This is a genomic window from Runella aurantiaca (genome assembly GCF_003339505.1).
Classification (GTDB): domain Bacteria; phylum Bacteroidota; class Bacteroidia; order Cytophagales; family Spirosomataceae; genus Runella; species Runella aurantiaca.
In genome coordinates this window covers 1-17,455 of the sequence record NZ_QPIW01000027.1, presented here as the reverse complement: position 1 = coordinate 17,455, position 17,455 = coordinate 1, and the positions used below count along the sequence as shown (strand labels likewise).

Below are 17,455 nucleotides of genomic sequence, written 5' to 3'. Positions count from 1 at the left end.
TGCATAATCTTTACATTTAAAAAATATGTATTTATGAAAACAACACTTTTTGCCCTGTTAATTGTTTTTTGTGCTTTGACCGCCTGCAATGATGTCGATAGCAAAACCAATTCTTCCATGACTCCTATTGATGAAGAAAAGGAAACAAAAGCTATCATGCAGACCATTGAAAATGAGACTTCGTGCTTTTTCAAGGGTGATTACAACTGCTGGAAAGAAAACTTCGTTCAGGCAAACTATGCGTTCCAAGTTTGGAGTAAAGATGGCTATTTTGACCCAAAAATCGGGTGGGCAGCAGTAGACGACAAAATTGGACGATATATTGAAGACAACAAGCCGGGGGCTGGCGGAAGCAACAACCCCAAAGTTGTCCGCAAAGACATGATTGTAAAGTTTTTTAGCAGTGATGTAGCGTATCTCATTTGGAACCAGTACAACAGTGACCAAAAGATGACGCACTATACCCACAGCACCGAAACGCGCATCATGGAAAAGCAAGATGGAAAATGGAAAATTGTAAACGTAACGGCTTTATGGGACCGCAATCAACCCATTCCAATCGAAGACCTGAAATAAGATAAACAACATTGTAAACGGCTGAGTCATCTTGAAAAACAAGTAGGACTCAGCCGTTTTTTTTAATCTTTCACTTTGCCCCAACCCAGCGTAGCAACCATCCAATCAGGTAGATGCGTTTGTTTTTTTCGCTTTTTGAGGTTCAAATAAATGCCTAATTTTTTAAGAATCGGCACGCGGTGCGTTTCCACAAATTCAATCAGCGTACCATCAGGGTCTTCGACGTATGAAAAGCGCCCCGCCGCCTCGCCCATGTCAAACGAATCGGCACTGTCGACAGTAAACGGAAAACCGTTGGCTTCGCAACGCGTTTTGAGGGCATTCATATCAAGGGCGTCAAAACACAAGTGAATAAAACCCGCATCGCCCCAATCACGGTCTTCAAAGATTTTGCGTGGTGAGCGGTCAAGCGCCTGCACCAATTCTATTTCAATGCCTCCCAATAATTTTCCAAAAGCACCCGTTTCTCCGAGGGTTTTACGAAGTAACACTCTTCTGAATTTTTGTTGTTTGGCGTCTACAAAATCAAAATCATCAAATTTCCCCGATTTATCGTACACAATCTGGTCAATCTGCAAGGTATTGGCATAAAACTGAATGGCTTTTTCCATATTACTCACGCCAATCATGGCTCCGCAAACACCACCCGTAAGCGAGCCGTTGGGGCGAAACCAAGACTCATTCGGTACAATTTGCAACAAGTTGCCACGGCAATCTTTCAGCCAAAAATTCGCCCGTTGTTCAGGCGAGTTTTCAGGAGAAGATTTATATTCAGAATCAGCCAATTGCGCATAAAACTTGGGTACATCAAGGCATTTGATTTTGATGGCAAAAATCCCTAAATCTCCCAATTCAGGAACAAACGAAGGCTCTACAGGAATCCTATTTTTGTATTGCCAGATTTCAACACCGCCTCCTCCTGCCATATTTAAGGCCATAATGGCATGACGGCGTCGTACCTCCCCTGAGGTATAACTCGTCATTAATTTTGCATCTGCTTCATCATTAAAAATGGGTACGTTCAATCCCAGCGTTTTCCGATACCATTTCCACACTTCATTGGCGTTCGGAACGCCAATGCCCACTTGCTGGATTCCACTAATTAGGTTGCTCATATTGTTAGAAAAGGAAGTAAGTTATTGCCGGACAATTTACATTATTTTTTAATACGTCCGTCGAGAATGAGAATGTTCACCTTAAAAATCAGATGACAACTCAGGCGCATTGTTCCCCCATGTCTCATTGGGTTTCGGCCCCATTTTCAACACCAACGTTCCTCCTTTTGTCAGTTGTTCATGGGTTAAATAAGGCTTTGAAAACGGTTTCCCGTTCAACGAAGCCGACTGAATGTAGGCATTGGCAGGTGAGTTATCCGTCGCAATTATTTTGAACAATGTACCATTCGGCATCGTCACCGAAAGCTCATTGAAACTCGGGCTCCCCAGAATATAAACGGGTTTTCCGGGGCATACGGGATAAAAGCCCATCATACTAAACACCAACCACGATGACATCTGTCCGCCATCTTCGTTGCCGCTGAGTCCGCCAGGGTCAGCCGTGTACTCCTCTTTGATTAGCTGACGAACCCAACGCTGGGTTTTCCAAGGAGCGCCGCCGTATGAATACAAATAAGCAGTATGATGGCCCGGCTCGTTGCCGTGCCAGTAGTATCCTTTTTCAAACATTGAGTCCAATTTAGCGATAAAGGGCGCCCGACCGCCCATGATTTTCATCAATCCCCCCACATCATGCGGCACAAACCACGTATATTGGGCGGGGGAGCCTTCGGTGATAAACGAGGCCCTTAAGGCAAATGGGTTAAAATTAGGGCTCCAACGACCATCTGTATACCTTCCGCGCGCCCAGCCAGTTTGCGGATCAATGACGTTCTTAAAATTAGCCGCCCGCAACGACAACGTTTTTTGATCTTCGGTATGGCCTAGTGCCTTGGCAAGGGTACTGAGGCAAAAATCATCGTAGGAATATTCGAGCGTACGCGAGGTCTGTTCCCGTTTGTGAAAAGCCTGCCAAACCGAATCTTCGAGCGGAATGTAATTGTATTTTAAATAACTTTCCATGCCTCTCCTCCCCTTGCCAGACTCATAACTTTTGGGGTCTTTGTTGGCCTCAAAAGCATTCTTACGTAAATACTGGTAGGCCGACTGAACATCAAAATTCCGAATTCCTTTGGCGTAAGCATCGGCCATGACCGAAGCCACGTGGTCGCCAGTCATGGCGGCGGTGTATTGATTCCAACACGGAAAAATGGGCATCCATCCGCCCTGCTCAGCCTTCTTGGTCAATGACTGCATCATGTGGCCGGTACGCTGTGGCTCCAACAACGCGTGCAGTGGCATGGCCGCCCGGAAGGTATCCCAAAGACTAAAATCACAGTAATAATCAAATCCGTTGGCGGTATAAATTTGAGTGTCGTCCGCAAAACCCGGATATCGCCCGTCAACATCCGAAAAAAGACGCGGCGTATGTTTGGCGTGATACAAAGCGGTATAAAAAACGGTTTTATCCTGCTCAGTCCCTTTCACTTTTACTTTGCCCAATTCGAGGTTCCAAACCTGTTCGGCTTTCTGCTTTATTTGGTCAAAATTCAGGGTTGAAAGTTCGGCCTCAAGATTCCGGCGTGCACCTTCCAAATCAGTAAATGATGACCCAACCCGTACATTAATGACGAGATTTTCTTCCGGCTCAAATTCTATGTAAGCCCCCACGTTCTCACGCCGTCCATTTCCTTTAGCCTGTTTTTCAGACTGTTGAACACCGTTAGATTTCCAAGTCCCGTAAGATTTAAAGGGTTTCTCGAAAGTAAGCACATAAAACCCACTGAATCCTGCGGGTTGACCTGCTCCTTGATAAATCCGGTGCACGGGATTGAAAACCACGATTTCCTTGCGTTCAGGAAAAATTTCAACGTAGCCTTCGCCTTCGTCGCTATTGGGCTCAATAACTAAATAAGCAGCTTCTTTTTGACGAAAGGTAAACCTTAAAAGCCCCACCCGTTGGGTAGCGGTGAGTTCGGCTTTGATTTTTGATTCAAGGAGTTCAACGGAATAATAAGCGGGCGTAACCACCTCTTGTGCGTGCGTAAAACTGGCAGCTCTTTCGTCGGACAAAACCTTTAGTTTTCCAGAAACAGGCATAACCGCCATGCTCCCGTAATCCTGAACGCAACTGCCGTTGAGCCAATGGGAGGCCCGGAATCCGTTGATTTTAGGGTCGTTATAATAGTAAGGCGCAATGCATTTGGTTTCTGTTGACCGGGTTTGGGGTGTCCAAGTGGTCATTCCATGCGGATGGCCGATAACGGGAGAAATTTGCCCCCTCAATTCACTGGCTCCTTCGCTGTGCCGACGGGCACTTTCAGTAACCGCAGGGGCTGACCCAATGTAAGGGTTGACGTACTGAATGGGGCTTTTTTGGGCAAAACACAGGGAGGGTAAAAGAAGAATTGCGGCTAAATTTAGATAGTTCATACGGCAAAATTGATGATAGCCATAAAAAAAGACAAAGGCTTTTTTATACTCAAAAAAGCCTTTATCTCTATGTTGATTCGGGCGATTATTCCCTCAAAGAAACGGAAATATTTAGTTTTCGCCGATAGATTTCATAAACTCTTCTACGTATTGCTCACCTACGGGGATAATAGCCTCTCCGATGTGAATTTTCAGGTTACGCACCGACTGAATTTTATCCAACGAAACTATGTAGGATTTATGTACCCGCATAAATTCGTGCGAAGGTAATTTTTGTTCAATCCCTTTGAGGGTCATACGGGTAATAACCGGATGACGCGCCGAGGTAAGATAGATTTTTACGTAATCCTTCAACCCTTCGATATAGGTGATTTCATCGTAACGAATTTTTACGAGTGCATAATTGGCGTTAACAAAAAAATGCGTCGATAATAACTCAGGGGCGGGCGTCTGTTGACGTAATTTGAAGAGTTCAAATGCCTTATTGGCCGCCTTCAAAAACCGCTCAAACGAAACGGGTTTAAGCAAATAGTCAACCACATCGAGTTCAAATCCTTCCAGCGCGTATTGTTCATACGCAGTGATGAAAATGACCATAGGAGACGACGACTGTCCCTGCAACGATTTCAAAAATTGGACACCCGTAATTCCGGGCATTTGAATGTCTAAAAAAATCAAATCCGCATTCTGTTCGTGCAGTATATCCATTGCCTCAAAAGCGTTTTGGCAGCTTGCCACCAATTCCATAAAAGGAATCTGGCGGATGTTATCTTCCAAAAGTTCGAGCGCCAAAGGCTCATCATCAACGGCAATACAGCGAAGTTTATGCATAACTTAGTAGTTAAAATTGATACTAGACGCTTCAAAAAAGTGGACTGTTACTTTAACGTAATTTCCACTTCCGTAATAAAAATGTCCTTCTCCTTAGATATTTTAAGTGAATGTTGTTCTGGATAAAGCAGTTCCAATCTCCGACGAACGTTGGCCAAGCCTATCCCCGAACTCCCATCTTTCGATTCTACAAAATCGCTGTTGAAGCGGTTTTGTACTCTAAAATGCAGCTTATGTTTGTTGGTTGCCAGCGCGATTTGAATGTAGGGTTCCCGAATAAAACCCGTCCCGTGTTTAAAAGCATTTTCCACAAAAGGAATCAACAGCATAGGCTCAAGCGCTAAGCCATTGGTAGGCGTTTCAAAGTCCATTTCCACTTTAACTTTATTGCCAAAACGCATTTGTTGCAGTTCAACGTAACTCTTGAGGTAATTCATTTCTTTATCCAACGGGATTCTGGCATCGTCTGAATCATAAAGCATATATCTCAGTAAATCAGACATCTTGACAATCATCGGTTCCAACAAATCTGACTTTTTACGGGCCAAGGCCGCCAAGCTATTCATCAGATTGAACATAAAGTGAGGGCTTATCTGCGACCGCAAAAACGACAGTTCAGACTGTAAACGTACTTTTTCTTGTTCATTTTGGAGACGATGCTCGCGTTGGTAATCACTCAATAATTGAAAACAGGTGCTGATTCCAATAACTGAAATAAGCGAATAAAAAGTTGAATACGTAAACCAAGTTCTTGGCGCAAATCCCATCATCCAATAACGAAAGAAATAGGTAATCGTCAGAACAACAATAAAAGTAGTCAGAATGATAAGCAAATAAATACCCAAGCCATGCTTTTTAAAGACTTTGGGAAGCAAAACTTCAGAATTAGCATAAAATATCAGCACCGAAAAAAACTGACTAAAATAAAAAGTCATTTGCCAAATTCGCTCTTTTTCCTCATTCGTTAGCTTAGATGGCGTATCCGCAGCGGGTTGCTGAGACTGAATCAAAATAAAAGGTAAAAAGATAAAACACGCCCAAAAGAAAATATGGGTGAAAACAACCAGAAGTTGCCGCCAGCGTATTTTACCGGGAGGAGCAGGTAAAGTAAGGGTTGGAGCCGACATAACAGTACGATTTAATTTCGGAAAAGAGTCGATGAGCCACTAAATTTAATAAAATTTTAATCAAGCTCTAGCTGAAAGTTAGCAAATAACGGTTTCTCTATTTAAAGGAAGCGACGTCTAGTAAGAATTTTTAGACGAAATTGCATCTGATGAGGATAATCAGGGCATAAAATTATTTTGATGCCATTAACCCAGTTCTATCACCTTTCCCGAAATGTTCTGTTTCATTTTTTCAGGAATTACGTTCAGGATTTCGGTTTTCATTGCTTCAATAATGCTCTTTTTGAGGTGATGCCGGAGCATTACCAAGCTGACCTCTCGGGTGGGCGAAGGCGCGTGAAAATGACGAACCTGCAATTGTTGCTTTTCGGTTAAATCCCGCAGCGACAATTCGGGCAAAATCGTTATACCCCCGTAATGTTCCACCATCCGTTTGAGGGTTTCGATACTTCCTGCCTCGTATTCAAAATTTCGCATGTGCGAATTCTGCTTTCGCAGCTCACAGATATTCAGGATTTGTCCGCGTATACAATGTCCTTCTTCCAAAAGCCAAAGATGATTGGGCTCAATGTCTTCCGAAAGGATGAATTCTTTTTGGTACGCTTTTTCTGATTCTGAGAGGTAGGCCACAAACTCCTCGTAAAAAAGCGGAAACTCCGTAATTCGATCATCCTGCAAGGGTGTCACCACGATTCCCACGTCGAGCAAATCTTTGTTTAGTTTAGAAATAAGCTGTTCGGTGGTCAATTCGATTACTTTCAGCTTTACTTGCGGGTATTTTTTAATAAAATTATCCAAAAACAACGGTAAAAGGTACGGCGCCAGCGTTGGGATGATTCCCACACGAATCTCCCCCGCTACGGTTCCGCGATGTTCGTCGACAATGTCCTTTATTTTGGCCGATTCACGCAACAAAAGCCGCGCTTGTTTAATAATCAGCTCGCCTATTTCAGTCGGAACGACAGGTTGTTTACTGCGGTCAAAAAGTTTTACGCCCAGCTCATCTTCCAATTTTTGGACTTGCATACTCAGGGTCGGCTGCGTAACGCAGCAGTTTTCAGCCGCCATTGCAAAATGCCGATAGGTATCCAAAGCAACCAAGTATTCAAGTTGTACGAATGTCATAGGTTTTATCTATCAAAACATAAATAATATTGATTTGATTCACAAAAGACATAAAGGTACATTTGTATTCAACAAATTAATCGTTAAACTTCTTTGTCCTTAACCCGCCATTGCTGCAAGCTTGAGCATAGACACCGAAGCAGTAATACCCCTCCAAACACGCATCAACACTTGCCTAACGTATGAGATAAACAGTAATAAGAAGGTCTGGTAGGATTACCAGACCTTTCTTATTTTTACACAAAAACCGTTTTCATTCTCCTCAAAACTTCTTCTAGTGTAGCGCGAGTACAGGCAAAATTGAGTCGGATAAAACCGGGTTCTCCAAAGATTGCACCATCATTGATGCCAACCCCTGCCTCTTCGAGTCGTTTGGCTACGTCGGTTAGGCCAGTATCACGAGTGTCAATCCACGCCAAATAAGTAGCTTCCAATGGTCTCATTCTCAACCCCTTCATTTGATTGACCGTCTCCAAAAGCAAATCGTGATTCGCTTTTAAATAATCCAACAGCTCCTCATGCCACGAAGCCCCATCTCGGTAGGCCGCCAACGCCGCTTCGTACGCATACGCCGAAAGCATAGGCATCAACCCTGCTTTGGTACGGACAAACTTAGCGCGCAGCTCCTCATTGGCAATCACCACCAGCGAGCAACCTAAGCCCGCCAAATTGAAGGTTTTGCTGGGGGCCAATAACGTAATACTGTTTTGGGCGGCTTCTGGGCCGAGTGTAGCATAGGAAATGTGTTTTTTGGTACCATCTAATATTAAATCACAATGGATTTCGTCTGAACAAACGACAATACCATGACTTTGACAAATCTCATGCAAACGTTGCAGTTCATCCCGCGTAAACATTGTACCCACGGGATTGTGGGGATTACAAAGCAAAAATAATTTGGTGTTGGGCATAATGGCCGCTTCAATCGCCTCAAAATCAAGCGTCCAACGCTCATTTTCTAATTTTAAAGGGACTTTCTGCAACTCACGATCGGCCATTTCGATTTCAATCATAAACGGATGATACACTGGCACCGCCGTCATCACTCCCTCACCCACCTGCGTGAAGGCTCTAATGGCAAGGCCGATGGCCGGCACTAAACCTCCCAGCCATACCATCCAATTTTTATCAATTTCCCACGCATGGCGCGTACGAAGACGCTCCATCATAACCTCATTCAGTTCATCAGGACAGCGAGAATAGCCAAAAACGCCATGTTGCGTAACTTTATTTAACGCGTCAAGAATGGGAGGTGCGGCCTGAAAATCCATGTCGGCCACCCAAACCGGCAGGACATTTTCGGGATATTTATCCCATTTATAACTATTGGTGTGGCGACGGTTGATTTCTGTATCGAAAATACTCATTATTAAAAAAGATTGATTTTTATGCAATACCTCCCCAATCTAATCTAATGGGTTGGTTTATCCTGCGCGGGGGCGGAGGCATGGTAGTCATGCCGAATCATTTGGGCGTACTTTTCCATTAATTCAAGTACTCGCGCCCTAGTTGTGGATTGAACAATGAGGCCGACGTGGTATTCTTCGTTCATTCGCCACACAATTTCAGGGTCATTGAACGGCGCGGAATCGGGCCATTGCTGACGAGCCAACGAAATGATAATTCCAGAATAATCATCTCTGACATCGGGCAACGAATAACTTTCACCCTTGGCCAAGGCATTTTCCACTTTTGCCCATTCCTTCCATAAGTTAATGCCCGATGACATTTCTACCATTTCGGCCAAGTGCGCCCCTCCTACCCGCGATGCCGTTTCCAGAAAATAAAACTCTCCATCTTCGTGGCATTTGATAACTTCAGTATGTGAGGCACTATAATTCATATTGAATGCTTTCAGCACCTGTTCATTCATCTTTTTGAGGGCTTTGGCATCTTTAGAATTAAATTCTACCGTCACGGAGCGAAAGATTCCGCCCCCGTGCGCCACTTCAAACGGTGTATTGAGGTACTCACTACTGCGGTGAAATATAACTTTCCCACCCAGCGTAAGTGCATCGACGTGGTAGACGGCCCCGGGCTTAAATTGTTCAATCAAAAACAAGTGTCTTTCTTCGCCCAAGCCATGAATGGTCTGCCATGCTTCATCAAAACTATACACTTTTTTTATACCTGCGGCAGAGGCTTCAGCGCGGGGTTTGATGACCCACGGCGGAGTGGACGCCCGCAAATAATCCGTAATTTCTACATCATTAAACAAAGCGCTGAACACGGGCACTTTAATACCCGCATCACGGGCCTGCACCCGCATGGCCAACTTATCACGAAAATAACGAGCCGTGGTTTGACCCATGCCAGGAATCCGAAAATGCTCCCGTATCGTCGCCGCTTTTTCTACGTCAAAATCATCCAAGGCCACCACCCGGTCTATTTTTCGGGTACGCATCACGTAGGCCATACCTTTAATCATGTTCTCAAAGTTTGAAAGCGTATTGGAATCATCTTCCAAATAAAAAATCTCGTCGATAGATTCGTAGGGCCACGCTTTGCCTTCGGTTCGTTTGGCCGTCAGCAAATAGACCGTGTTGCCGGCTTCCTTGCAGGCCCGCATAAAATCCCCTCCTTTAAAGTAACAGGTGATACAGAGAAACGTAAGGCTCATAGGTTCTCAAAGTTTGTGTTTTAGGACAATTTATGACCACCCCCAACTAAGCGTAAGACTAGGTTGATTAAAAAGAATGTGTTTCCTTTGCGGGGACTTTTCAAACATACAAACTATCAATCTTTCAACCAAACGTAGGCTGTGAATTTCCCCGTTTTCGTGGCTCGTCGCATACGTCAGCCTCAGCAAGCCACTTTCTCGGCTACTGTTTCCCGAGTAGGCATTGCCTCCATTGCCTTAGGGGTTGCCGTGGGTATTGTGGCCCTGTCTGTCTTATTTGGGTTTAAGGGCACCATTTATCAAAAGGTTTTTCTTTTTGGCTCCCATATTCAGGTCTCCAAACTATCGCTCAACCAATCATTTGAAGAATCACCGATTTTGCTCCATACGCCCGTCTATGATCAATGGCAAAAAATCCCGGGGATTCGCCACCGACAGGCCGTTGCGCACAAGGCGGGTATTCTCAAAACCCCTGACGAACTACAAGGGGCCGTCATTAAGGGTGTAGGTCGTGATTACGACTGGGATTTATTGAAAGAAAGTTTGATTGAAGGCCGCCCCATTCAGTTTTCGGATACTTCTTACGCCGAAGAAATCATCCTGAGTCGGGTCATTGCCCAAAAATTAAACTTAAAAGTAGGCGATAACGTCGTGATGTATTTTGTCCAGAATCCGCCGCGCGTCCGTAAACTTAACATTGTTGGCATTTACGAAACCAACCTCGAAGAGTTTGATAATCAACTGGTTCTGGGGGACATTGGCTTGGTGCAACGTCTCAACGGTTGGGGCCCCGATTCGGTCGGAGCGTACGAATATTTTGTCAATGATTTTGACCAATTGGAGTCTTCTGCCAAAACCTTGTATGGCCAACTCCCCGCCGATATGCGCATGGAACGGGTCACGGATCGGTTTCGGCCTTTGTTTGAGTGGCTCCAATTATTGGACCAAAACACGAGTGTTTTGTTGGTCTTGGTGCTGTTTGTGACGTGTTTCAACATTGCGTCGGTTTTGCTCGTCATGATGATGGAGCGCACACCGATGGTGGGCCTTCTCAAAACGCTCGGCAGTCCCAATGCACAAATACGACGCATCTTTTTTTTCGTGGGTATTCAACTGTCTGTCAAAGGGTTACTCATTGGCAACCTCATTGGCATTGGCCTCTGCTGGGCCCAATCCCGTTTTAAAATCATTCCCCTCGACGCCACCAATTATTTTATGAATACGGTTCCAATCGTGTTTGATTGGAAAGCAATCTTGTTGCTCAATGCGGGTATCATTTTGCTCATTGCGCTCATTTTACTACTACCTACCCTGATTATTAGTCGAATTCGGCCCGTTCAAGCACTGGTGTTTAAGAAGTAAGAAATCGCCCAATTGAGTCATTGCTGCAAAGAACGTTTAATAAATCAAGCAGAAAATCGGGCCGATACGTAGGTGAAATCATTAATTTGGTTGTTTAATTTTTAAACAGCCATTTAACAATGAAATTCACCCACGCTATTCTCGTCGCGCAGGCTACTGCGTGCCTTGCATTTATCGGTTGCAGAAGCCCACAGGCCCGCATTGGAGCACCCGAACAACTAACCGTAAACCTCACTCCTGAGCGCATTCAACGCGGCGAATACCTCGCCAACCACGTAGCCGTCTGTATGGATTGCCATTCCCGCCGCGATTATTCACAGTTTGCTGGCCCCATGATAGCGGGCACTCAAGGCGCAGGCGGCGAGGTCTTTGACCATAAAATGGGCCTACCTGGTACTTTTTATGGAAAAAATTTAACGCCTGCTGCCCTAAAAGCATGGACCGACGGCGAACTCTACTGCGCCATTACAACGGGTGTTTCCAAGGGCGGAACCGCCCTATTGCCGATGATGCCCTACCAAAATTATGGCAAAATGGACCGCGAAGATATTTTATCCATCATCGCCTACTTGCGCACTATCCCTCCCATCGAAAACCCAGTTCCTGCCGCTAAACCTGATTTTTGGTTAAAGCCAATCCTCAAAAAAATGCCGCAAAAGGCGGCTTTTCAATCCAAACCAGCCTTGCAAGATTCTATCGGGTACGGCCGCTATTTAGTTACGTTTGCGGGCTGCGCCGATTGCCACACCAAACGGCACATGGGCATACCCGTCAAAAAGAAGTCACTAGCGGGCGGAATGTCTTTCCCGTTGCCCAGCGGCACGGTACAGTCGGCCAATTTAACCCCCGACCTGGCCACAGGAATTGGACATTGGACCAAAAAGGCATTTATTGCTCGTTTTAAATCGTTTGACCCTAAAACCTTCCATTCCTTCGCCACACAGGACGGTTTTAATACGCCTATGCCGTGGCTTTTTTACAGCGGAATGAGCGAAGAAGACCTCGGAGCCATTTATAGTTATCTCCAATCGCTCAAACCCATCAAAAACCAAACGGTTGCTTTTACCCCCAAAAAGGCTAAAATTTTGGGAAAAGATGCCAAAACCGAAACGGTAGGTTTGAAGAAAATTTAGTATTTTAAAACCTACCCTCCCCGATTTCACTCGTTTTTAGAAGGGGTCAAACAGAACTATTTTTCGTATACATAGGTTCTAATTCTTAACTTTGCAGGATTAATAAGGAAACAAAACCAATGGCACAAAAAGAAATAAAATTTACCATAGAGCAGGACGAGGAGAAAATCCCCGAAAAAATTTATTGGGAAGCGACCGACAACCCCAACGAAGGACTGGAAGAAACCAAAGCGATTGCCGTAGGAGTTTGGGACCATTTTCACCGGGGAACGCTCTTTATCCCCTTGTGGTCAAAAGACATGGAAGTGCTTGATATGAAGCGCTTTTGCATCGAAATGCTCGGCTGCGTAGCCGATACACTGCGCAATGCTACGGGCGACGAAATCATGGCCGCTGAAATTGACGAAGTAGGCATGGCATTGAGCAAACGTCTTCAAAAAGAAATGCAAGCCGTACAACAACAAGGGCAATAAGTTGCTTAGATTTATTTAGTGAAATGTGTTTTGGGTTTTTCACGACCAAAACAGGGTTGCTCACAACCCAGTGATCAAAAAAACAAAATGACTGAAATAAAAATCGGAATCGTCGGCGCAGCGGGATATACCGGGGGCGAATTATTACGTATTTTAATCAATCACCCGAGCGTTGAAATTGCCTGGGCGCACTCCAAAAGCCAAGCAGGCAAACCCATTTATGCCACTCATACCGACTTATTGGGGGATACTGAATTAGCTTTTTCGGGGGAAGAAATCGCAGATTTATTGGCAATAGAAGGCTTAAATGCTATTTTTCTCTGTTCGGGGCACAACGAATCCAAAAAGTTTTTGGTAAGCAATCCCGTGCCTTCTTCCGTCAAAATCATCGACCTGAGTACTGATTTCCGCGATCAATCCAACGGATTCGTGTACGGTTTGCCCGAATTGCAGCGCGAGCGCATCAAAACTGCCGATAAAATCGCCAACCCTGGTTGCTTCGCCACCAGTATCGAATTGGCATTGTTGCCTTTGGCCGCCGCAGGTTTATTAACCGACGACGTCCACGTAAGTGCCGTTACTGGCTCCACGGGTGCAGGTCAGGCGTTGAGCGCCACGACGCACTTTACGTGGCGCAACAACAACATGTCTATTTACAAAGCCTTTACGCACCAACACCTCAAAGAAATCAAGATGAGCTTGACGGCTTTGCAAGCGAATTTCAGCAAAGAGGTGAATTTCATACCCTATCGCGGAGACTTTACCCGTGGGATTATGGCCAATGTGTACACCAAATTTTCGGGAACGTTGGAAGAAGCCCTCTCGCTTTACCAAACCTATTACGCTGGGCATCCGTTTACGCATGTAAGTACCCAAGATATTGACCTCAAACAAGTCGTAAATACCAATAAGTGTCTGATTCAACTCCAGAAGCACGGAGACAATCTCCTGATTACGAGCGAAATAGATAACCTAACCAAAGGTGCTTCTGGACAGGCGGTACAGAACCTAAACTTACTTTTTGGCTTGCCCGAAGATGCAGGGCTGCGCCTGAAAGCCGCCGCATTTTAGAGGAAAACATTCTCATTTTTCAACTGTATAAGCAGCATGGGCAAAGTCGTTTTTTGTATCGGCAGTATAGCGCTCGTGCTGCTGTCCATTGCCTGCGGTGCAGTTGATGAATTGAAAGAAAGTTCATGGGAAAAAGAACGTTGCGACACTACTCAGCGCCTCGAATCATTTAGTGTACTTGATTTAGTGCTGCCATTTTCCCAAGCCGATACCCTCAAGGAAGCCCTGATTTCCGTCCCGCAGATTTATGTAACGACCATCAAAAATGGGCAAATCCAGCCTTGGAAAGCCCTCACTGCACCATCGTTTCAAGGCCAACCTTATGAACTGAAACTTCCTCAGGCGTCGTTTAGAGTCGACACCCTTTCGACCCTCGACCTCACCTATCTTTGGTCGTTGGCCGATCGTTACGATTATCCCTACCTTCGCTACGAGTCAATTTTAAAATCGGTCAGAGATTCTTTTTTGGTAAAACGGGACGCAATGATGCAGACCTATTTACGCCAATTCCCTCACTATAAACTTAGGGTGCAGTCGGATTTGCGCGGAAGCGGAAAGCAAAAACGCCACCTGACCATGGGCAAAAGTGTATCTCCCTTGTCTCAGCATCAATTTGGCTTGGCCTCCGACATTGCCATCCTCAGCAGGGGCAGGCAATTGCAAAATATCACCCATTATAAAACATTTTTGGGACAAATAGGCCGACAGTATTCGCTTACTTGGGGTGGTAATTTTTTAGGTTTTGTTGACCCCAATCACATTCAATTTTTTGCAAACAGTGCTGAACTTTTAGCGAATATTCCTGCCTTACGCTTTGAATATGAAGCCTATGGTCGCTATTTCAAAAATCGTGTGCAGGCCATGACCGCCGCCGGAAAAGCGGCCAAAGTAGAAGATACCAAAGCATTGCTTGCCGCCCTCCATCAATTACATAAAGGCCAAGCCTGCGTGTGCGACACGTTAGCCGAACGCCCCACGTCCCTTTTTATTCGCAATCTTGCGTTGGAAGCCACCAAAGCGGGCTATCAATCGGGCCGTGATATTTTAATCATCGGCAACCTTGACCAGCATACCACAAGTTTAATCCACCCGACGGGAGTTCAGAAAACGTTTAGGTTGGGAGTTTGGCAATAACAAACGCTATTTTCTCCCAAATTCTTCCCTCAATACCGCTTCAGCGGGTTTTTGTTGGGGTGAAAAAGCGTCCCTTCGGGAGTCGCGCGGTTGGTGCAAAAACCATTTCCACGCAAAAGCCCCCGCTAACCATTTTCGGGGCCACACTTCCTTAAAAAAAGCCCGGTAAGCATCCGCCTGTAATGCAGGATTATCGGTTTTTGTATCGTGCGATTCCCAAGGTTTTTCGGTGGCAAAATCAACGCTTCGATAGCCAAATTCCGTAAATAAAATGGGTTTTTGAAGTTTTGCCGCAAATTCTTCCAACTCATCTAAATGCGTCAACCAACCTTTTTGCAAGGTCTCTACCGAAGGGTGTTTTTCGGACGAAAGGGGAAAATAGGCATCTACACCAATAAAATCTAAGTCTGCCCAGAAGGGATTTCGCGGATAGTTATTCCAGTTATCGGCGTACGTCAACGGCCCTTTGTAAATTTCTCGTACCTGCCTAATCATCGAACGCCAAAAAGGAGCGCGTTTAAACGCGAAATTGTCCATTTCGGTCGCAATACAAAACAAATCTACTTTCATTGAATCAGCAATGCGGGCATTGGTAAGGATATAATCACCAAAATCTTTTTCAAAAGTTTGCCAATCGGCTTCGGTTTTGAGGTCAAAATCGCCCGTATACATCCCCCTTCCGACCCACGCGTGCGGCTTGAGCATTACTTTCAGGCCGCTCTGGTGCGCGAGTTCTATCGTTTTGGCAGTCCCGTCTTTGGTTTCTCCCCACCACATTTTGTTCATGTTGAAATGAAAATGCGGCTCCCCTTCCCGACAAAAACCGTACGGAATGACCGCCACCCATTCGGCATTTACCTGACGAATAGGACTAAAGACCGACGAATCAATCTCTTTAGAAGGAGCCACCAAGTTGATACCCCTCATCTTCTGTCCGCTATACACGGGAGGCGAAGGGCGGGTACAGGCGACAGTCAGCAGTAGGCAGCAGGCAGTTAACAGTTTGCAGCAGGCGGCGTTCCGTTTTGCTGTTTGAAGTTTACAGCTGGCAGTCCATCGTTGGTAGCGAATAAGTTTTTTCACGATAAGGAGTCAGGGTTTAACAAAAAAGCCACCTTTGTGGTGGGCTTACTGTGTAATGAGTATCATTGCCCAAAAGTAAATTGATATAAACTCACTTTATTAGCCCTACTTGGTGCCATGGCATCACTGTTGCGCTACGACGAATTTGAGATTCATTCCCTGCATACCACAAATAAGCTTCCAGTACAGGCACATCCGTTTGCTGCTGAAACCATGCTAAATTATCAAAAAATGAAGCATTGATGGTCCCTGCCGATTTGATTTCACCAATGAGTACTCCTCCACTTTTTTCTAATAAAATATCAATTTCGTGTCCGTTACTTTCTTGCCAAAAGTAAAGCTCGTTGGGTTCATTGCGGTTGTAACCTTGCTTAACTAACTCTGCCGCGAGCATATTCTCGAACAAATTGCCTCGAAAATGATGGGTAATTAGCTCTTCTTCCTGTTTAATTCCTAAAAGATAACTGGCTAAACCTACGTCATAAAAATATAATTTCGGGGATTTGATGAGGCGTTTGCTAAAGTTCTTGTAATAAGATGGCAGCATAAACACTAAATGACTCGTTTCCAAAATGCTCAACCACTCACGGGCAGTTGTAGCAGCTATGCCTACATCTGAAGCCAATTTTTGGTAATTAATCGGTTGTCCAACCCGCCCTGCCGCCAACCGAACAAATGTCCGAAAAAGCGTCAGATTTTGCACCGCCTGAAGTTCCCGAACATCCCGCTGCACGTAAGTTTCAAAATAGTTGGCGTAAAAGTCAGAAGGATGCAATCCTCGGTCAAAAACAGGTGGATAAAAGCCCGTAAACATCGCACGTTCTGGAGTCGTTGCCAATAAATCAACGGTTTGTAACTCTCCAAATGAAAATGGGAACAATCGAAAAATAGCAACCCGCCCTGCCAAGCTTTGCGTAATACCTTTCATCAATAGGAAGTCCTGCGAACCCGACAGTATATATTGTCCCATCTGTCGAGATTCATCTACCCGCTGTTGTAGATAATTAAACAACTTTGGGGCACGTTGTACTTCATCAAAAATAACCTGCCCAGAGTAGGTATCCAAAAAGCGGCGGGGATCTGAAAGTGCAAAATCCAACTCATCGGGATTTTCTAAAGACACGTATCGGTAATTCGGCAAAAGTTGACGCAACAGGGTCGTTTTCCCCGACTGCCTCGGGCCAGTAAGCGATAGTATGGGGAATTTAGTAAGAAGCTCCGTAAGACGAGAAGCCAAGGTTCGCTCTATCATTTTCTGGAACGATTTTTATGTAAATCTAAGAATAAAAAGTGGATTTACATAAATAGGCTTCCCTTTAAAGGGTTAAGATATTAAATATCAGTACTTTGCATCAAAAAATAATCCCCGAATATGCGCGTATTTGGCATAATTCGGGGATTTTCGTATTTTAGTTGTGCTAACAAACCTAAA

At 44.9% G+C, this 17,455-nt stretch carries 15 protein-coding genes; 6 read left to right on the top strand and 9 right to left on the bottom strand.

Features of this window, described 5'->3' with window-relative positions:
• Positions 1–33: 33 nt before the first annotated feature.
• Entirely contained in the window at positions 34–576 is a 543-nt protein-coding gene (locus tag DVG78_RS23740) for a nuclear transport factor 2 family protein (protein WP_114463523.1), read from the top strand.
• A gap of 62 nt (positions 577–638) precedes the next feature.
• Here DVG78_RS23740 and DVG78_RS23735 read toward each other — a convergent pair whose 3' ends face one another.
• The 7 genes from DVG78_RS23735 to DVG78_RS23705 all read right to left on the bottom strand — a co-directional run bounded on the left by DVG78_RS23735 (position 639) and on the right by DVG78_RS23705 (position 9,767).
• Positions 639–1,691: a VOC family protein gene (locus DVG78_RS23735; RefSeq protein WP_114463522.1), complete on the bottom strand. Its 1,053-nt coding sequence runs from the start codon at positions 1,689–1,691 to the stop codon at positions 639–641.
• 81 nt (positions 1,692–1,772) lie between these two features.
• A complete protein-coding gene (locus DVG78_RS23730; RefSeq protein ID WP_114463521.1) occupies positions 1,773–4,064 on the bottom strand; it encodes a GH92 family glycosyl hydrolase in 2,292 nt (763 codons plus the stop codon).
• 111 nt (positions 4,065–4,175) lie between these two features.
• A complete protein-coding gene (locus DVG78_RS23725; RefSeq protein ID WP_114065762.1) occupies positions 4,176–4,895 on the bottom strand; it encodes a LytR/AlgR family response regulator transcription factor in 720 nt (239 codons plus the stop codon).
• 47 nt (positions 4,896–4,942) lie between these two features.
• The gene (locus tag DVG78_RS23720) at positions 4,943–6,022 is read right to left on the bottom strand and encodes a sensor histidine kinase (RefSeq protein WP_114463520.1); all 1,080 of its coding nucleotides are present in this window, start codon (positions 6,020–6,022) and stop codon (positions 4,943–4,945) included.
• A 186-nt stretch (positions 6,023–6,208) separates the two neighbouring features.
• Positions 6,209–7,147, bottom strand: coding sequence for a hydrogen peroxide-inducible genes activator (locus tag DVG78_RS23715; protein WP_114463519.1), 939 nt, complete (start codon positions 7,145–7,147; stop codon positions 6,209–6,211).
• Between the two features lie 236 nt (positions 7,148–7,383).
• Entirely contained in the window at positions 7,384–8,514 is a 1,131-nt protein-coding gene (locus DVG78_RS23710) for a MalY/PatB family protein (RefSeq protein WP_114463518.1), read from the bottom strand.
• Between the two features lie 44 nt (positions 8,515–8,558).
• Positions 8,559–9,767: an ATP-grasp domain-containing protein gene (locus DVG78_RS23705; protein WP_114463517.1), complete on the bottom strand. Its 1,209-nt coding sequence runs from the start codon at positions 9,765–9,767 to the stop codon at positions 8,559–8,561.
• 141 nt (positions 9,768–9,908) lie between these two features.
• On the opposite strand from DVG78_RS23705, the gene DVG78_RS23700 reads away from it, so the two are divergent.
• The 5 genes from DVG78_RS23700 to DVG78_RS23680 all read left to right on the top strand — a co-directional run bounded on the left by DVG78_RS23700 (position 9,909) and on the right by DVG78_RS23680 (position 14,940).
• Positions 9,909–11,129 (top strand): FtsX-like permease family protein, encoded by a 1,221-nt coding sequence (locus DVG78_RS23700; protein WP_114463516.1) that lies wholly within the window; start codon positions 9,909–9,911, stop codon positions 11,127–11,129.
• 119 nt (positions 11,130–11,248) lie between these two features.
• Entirely contained in the window at positions 11,249–12,262 is a 1,014-nt protein-coding gene (locus DVG78_RS23695) for a c-type cytochrome (protein WP_114463515.1), read from the top strand.
• A 119-nt stretch (positions 12,263–12,381) separates the two neighbouring features.
• Positions 12,382–12,735 carry a gliding motility protein GldC gene (gene gldC, locus DVG78_RS23690; protein ID WP_114463514.1) on the top strand — a complete coding sequence of 118 codons (354 nt, stop codon included), beginning with the start codon at positions 12,382–12,384 and terminating at the stop codon, positions 12,733–12,735.
• Positions 12,736–12,822: 87 nt separating this feature from the next.
• Complete coding sequence (gene argC / locus DVG78_RS23685; RefSeq protein WP_114463588.1) at positions 12,823–13,806, top strand: N-acetyl-gamma-glutamyl-phosphate reductase; 984 nt, start codon at positions 12,823–12,825, stop codon at positions 13,804–13,806.
• 36 nt (positions 13,807–13,842) lie between these two features.
• Positions 13,843–14,940 carry a M15 family metallopeptidase gene (locus DVG78_RS23680; RefSeq protein WP_114463513.1) on the top strand — a complete coding sequence of 366 codons (1,098 nt, stop codon included), beginning with the start codon at positions 13,843–13,845 and terminating at the stop codon, positions 14,938–14,940.
• Between the two features lie 6 nt (positions 14,941–14,946).
• Here the strand turns inward: DVG78_RS23680 and DVG78_RS23675 are convergent, their stop codons facing one another.
• On the bottom strand, positions 14,947–16,023 hold the full coding sequence (locus DVG78_RS23675) for a glycoside hydrolase family 113 (protein WP_229598305.1): 1,077 nt from the start codon (positions 16,021–16,023) through the stop codon (positions 14,947–14,949).
• 91 nt (positions 16,024–16,114) lie between these two features.
• On the bottom strand, positions 16,115–17,275 hold the full coding sequence (locus DVG78_RS23670; protein WP_114463512.1) for an ATP-binding protein: 1,161 nt from the start codon (positions 17,273–17,275) through the stop codon (positions 16,115–16,117).
• Between the last annotated feature and the right edge of the window lie 180 nt (positions 17,276–17,455).

Coding starts and splice junctions, on each gene's coding strand:
- DVG78_RS23710 (WP_114463518.1), bottom strand. CDS start 8,514: ATGAGTATTTTCGATACAGAAATCAACCGTCGCCACACCAATAGTTAT.
- gldC (WP_114463514.1), top strand. CDS start 12,382: ATGGCACAAAAAGAAATAAAATTTACCATAGAGCAGGACGAGGAGAAA.
- DVG78_RS23725 (WP_114065762.1), bottom strand. CDS start 4,895: ATGCATAAACTTCGCTGTATTGCCGTTGATGATGAGCCTTTGGCGCTC.
- DVG78_RS23715 (WP_114463519.1), bottom strand. CDS start 7,147: ATGACATTCGTACAACTTGAATACTTGGTTGCTTTGGATACCTATCGG.
- DVG78_RS23695 (WP_114463515.1), top strand. CDS start 11,249: ATGAAATTCACCCACGCTATTCTCGTCGCGCAGGCTACTGCGTGCCTT.
- argC (WP_114463588.1), top strand. CDS start 12,823: ATGACTGAAATAAAAATCGGAATCGTCGGCGCAGCGGGATATACCGGG.
- DVG78_RS23740 (WP_114463523.1), top strand. CDS start 34: ATGAAAACAACACTTTTTGCCCTGTTAATTGTTTTTTGTGCTTTGACC.
- DVG78_RS23680 (WP_114463513.1), top strand. CDS start 13,843: ATGGGCAAAGTCGTTTTTTGTATCGGCAGTATAGCGCTCGTGCTGCTG.
- DVG78_RS23735 (WP_114463522.1), bottom strand. CDS start 1,691: ATGAGCAACCTAATTAGTGGAATCCAGCAAGTGGGCATTGGCGTTCCG.
- DVG78_RS23670 (WP_114463512.1), bottom strand. CDS start 17,275: ATGATAGAGCGAACCTTGGCTTCTCGTCTTACGGAGCTTCTTACTAAA.
- DVG78_RS23720 (WP_114463520.1), bottom strand. CDS start 6,022: ATGTCGGCTCCAACCCTTACTTTACCTGCTCCTCCCGGTAAAATACGC.
- DVG78_RS23730 (WP_114463521.1), bottom strand. CDS start 4,064: ATGAACTATCTAAATTTAGCCGCAATTCTTCTTTTACCCTCCCTGTGT.
- DVG78_RS23705 (WP_114463517.1), bottom strand. CDS start 9,767: ATGAGCCTTACGTTTCTCTGTATCACCTGTTACTTTAAAGGAGGGGAT.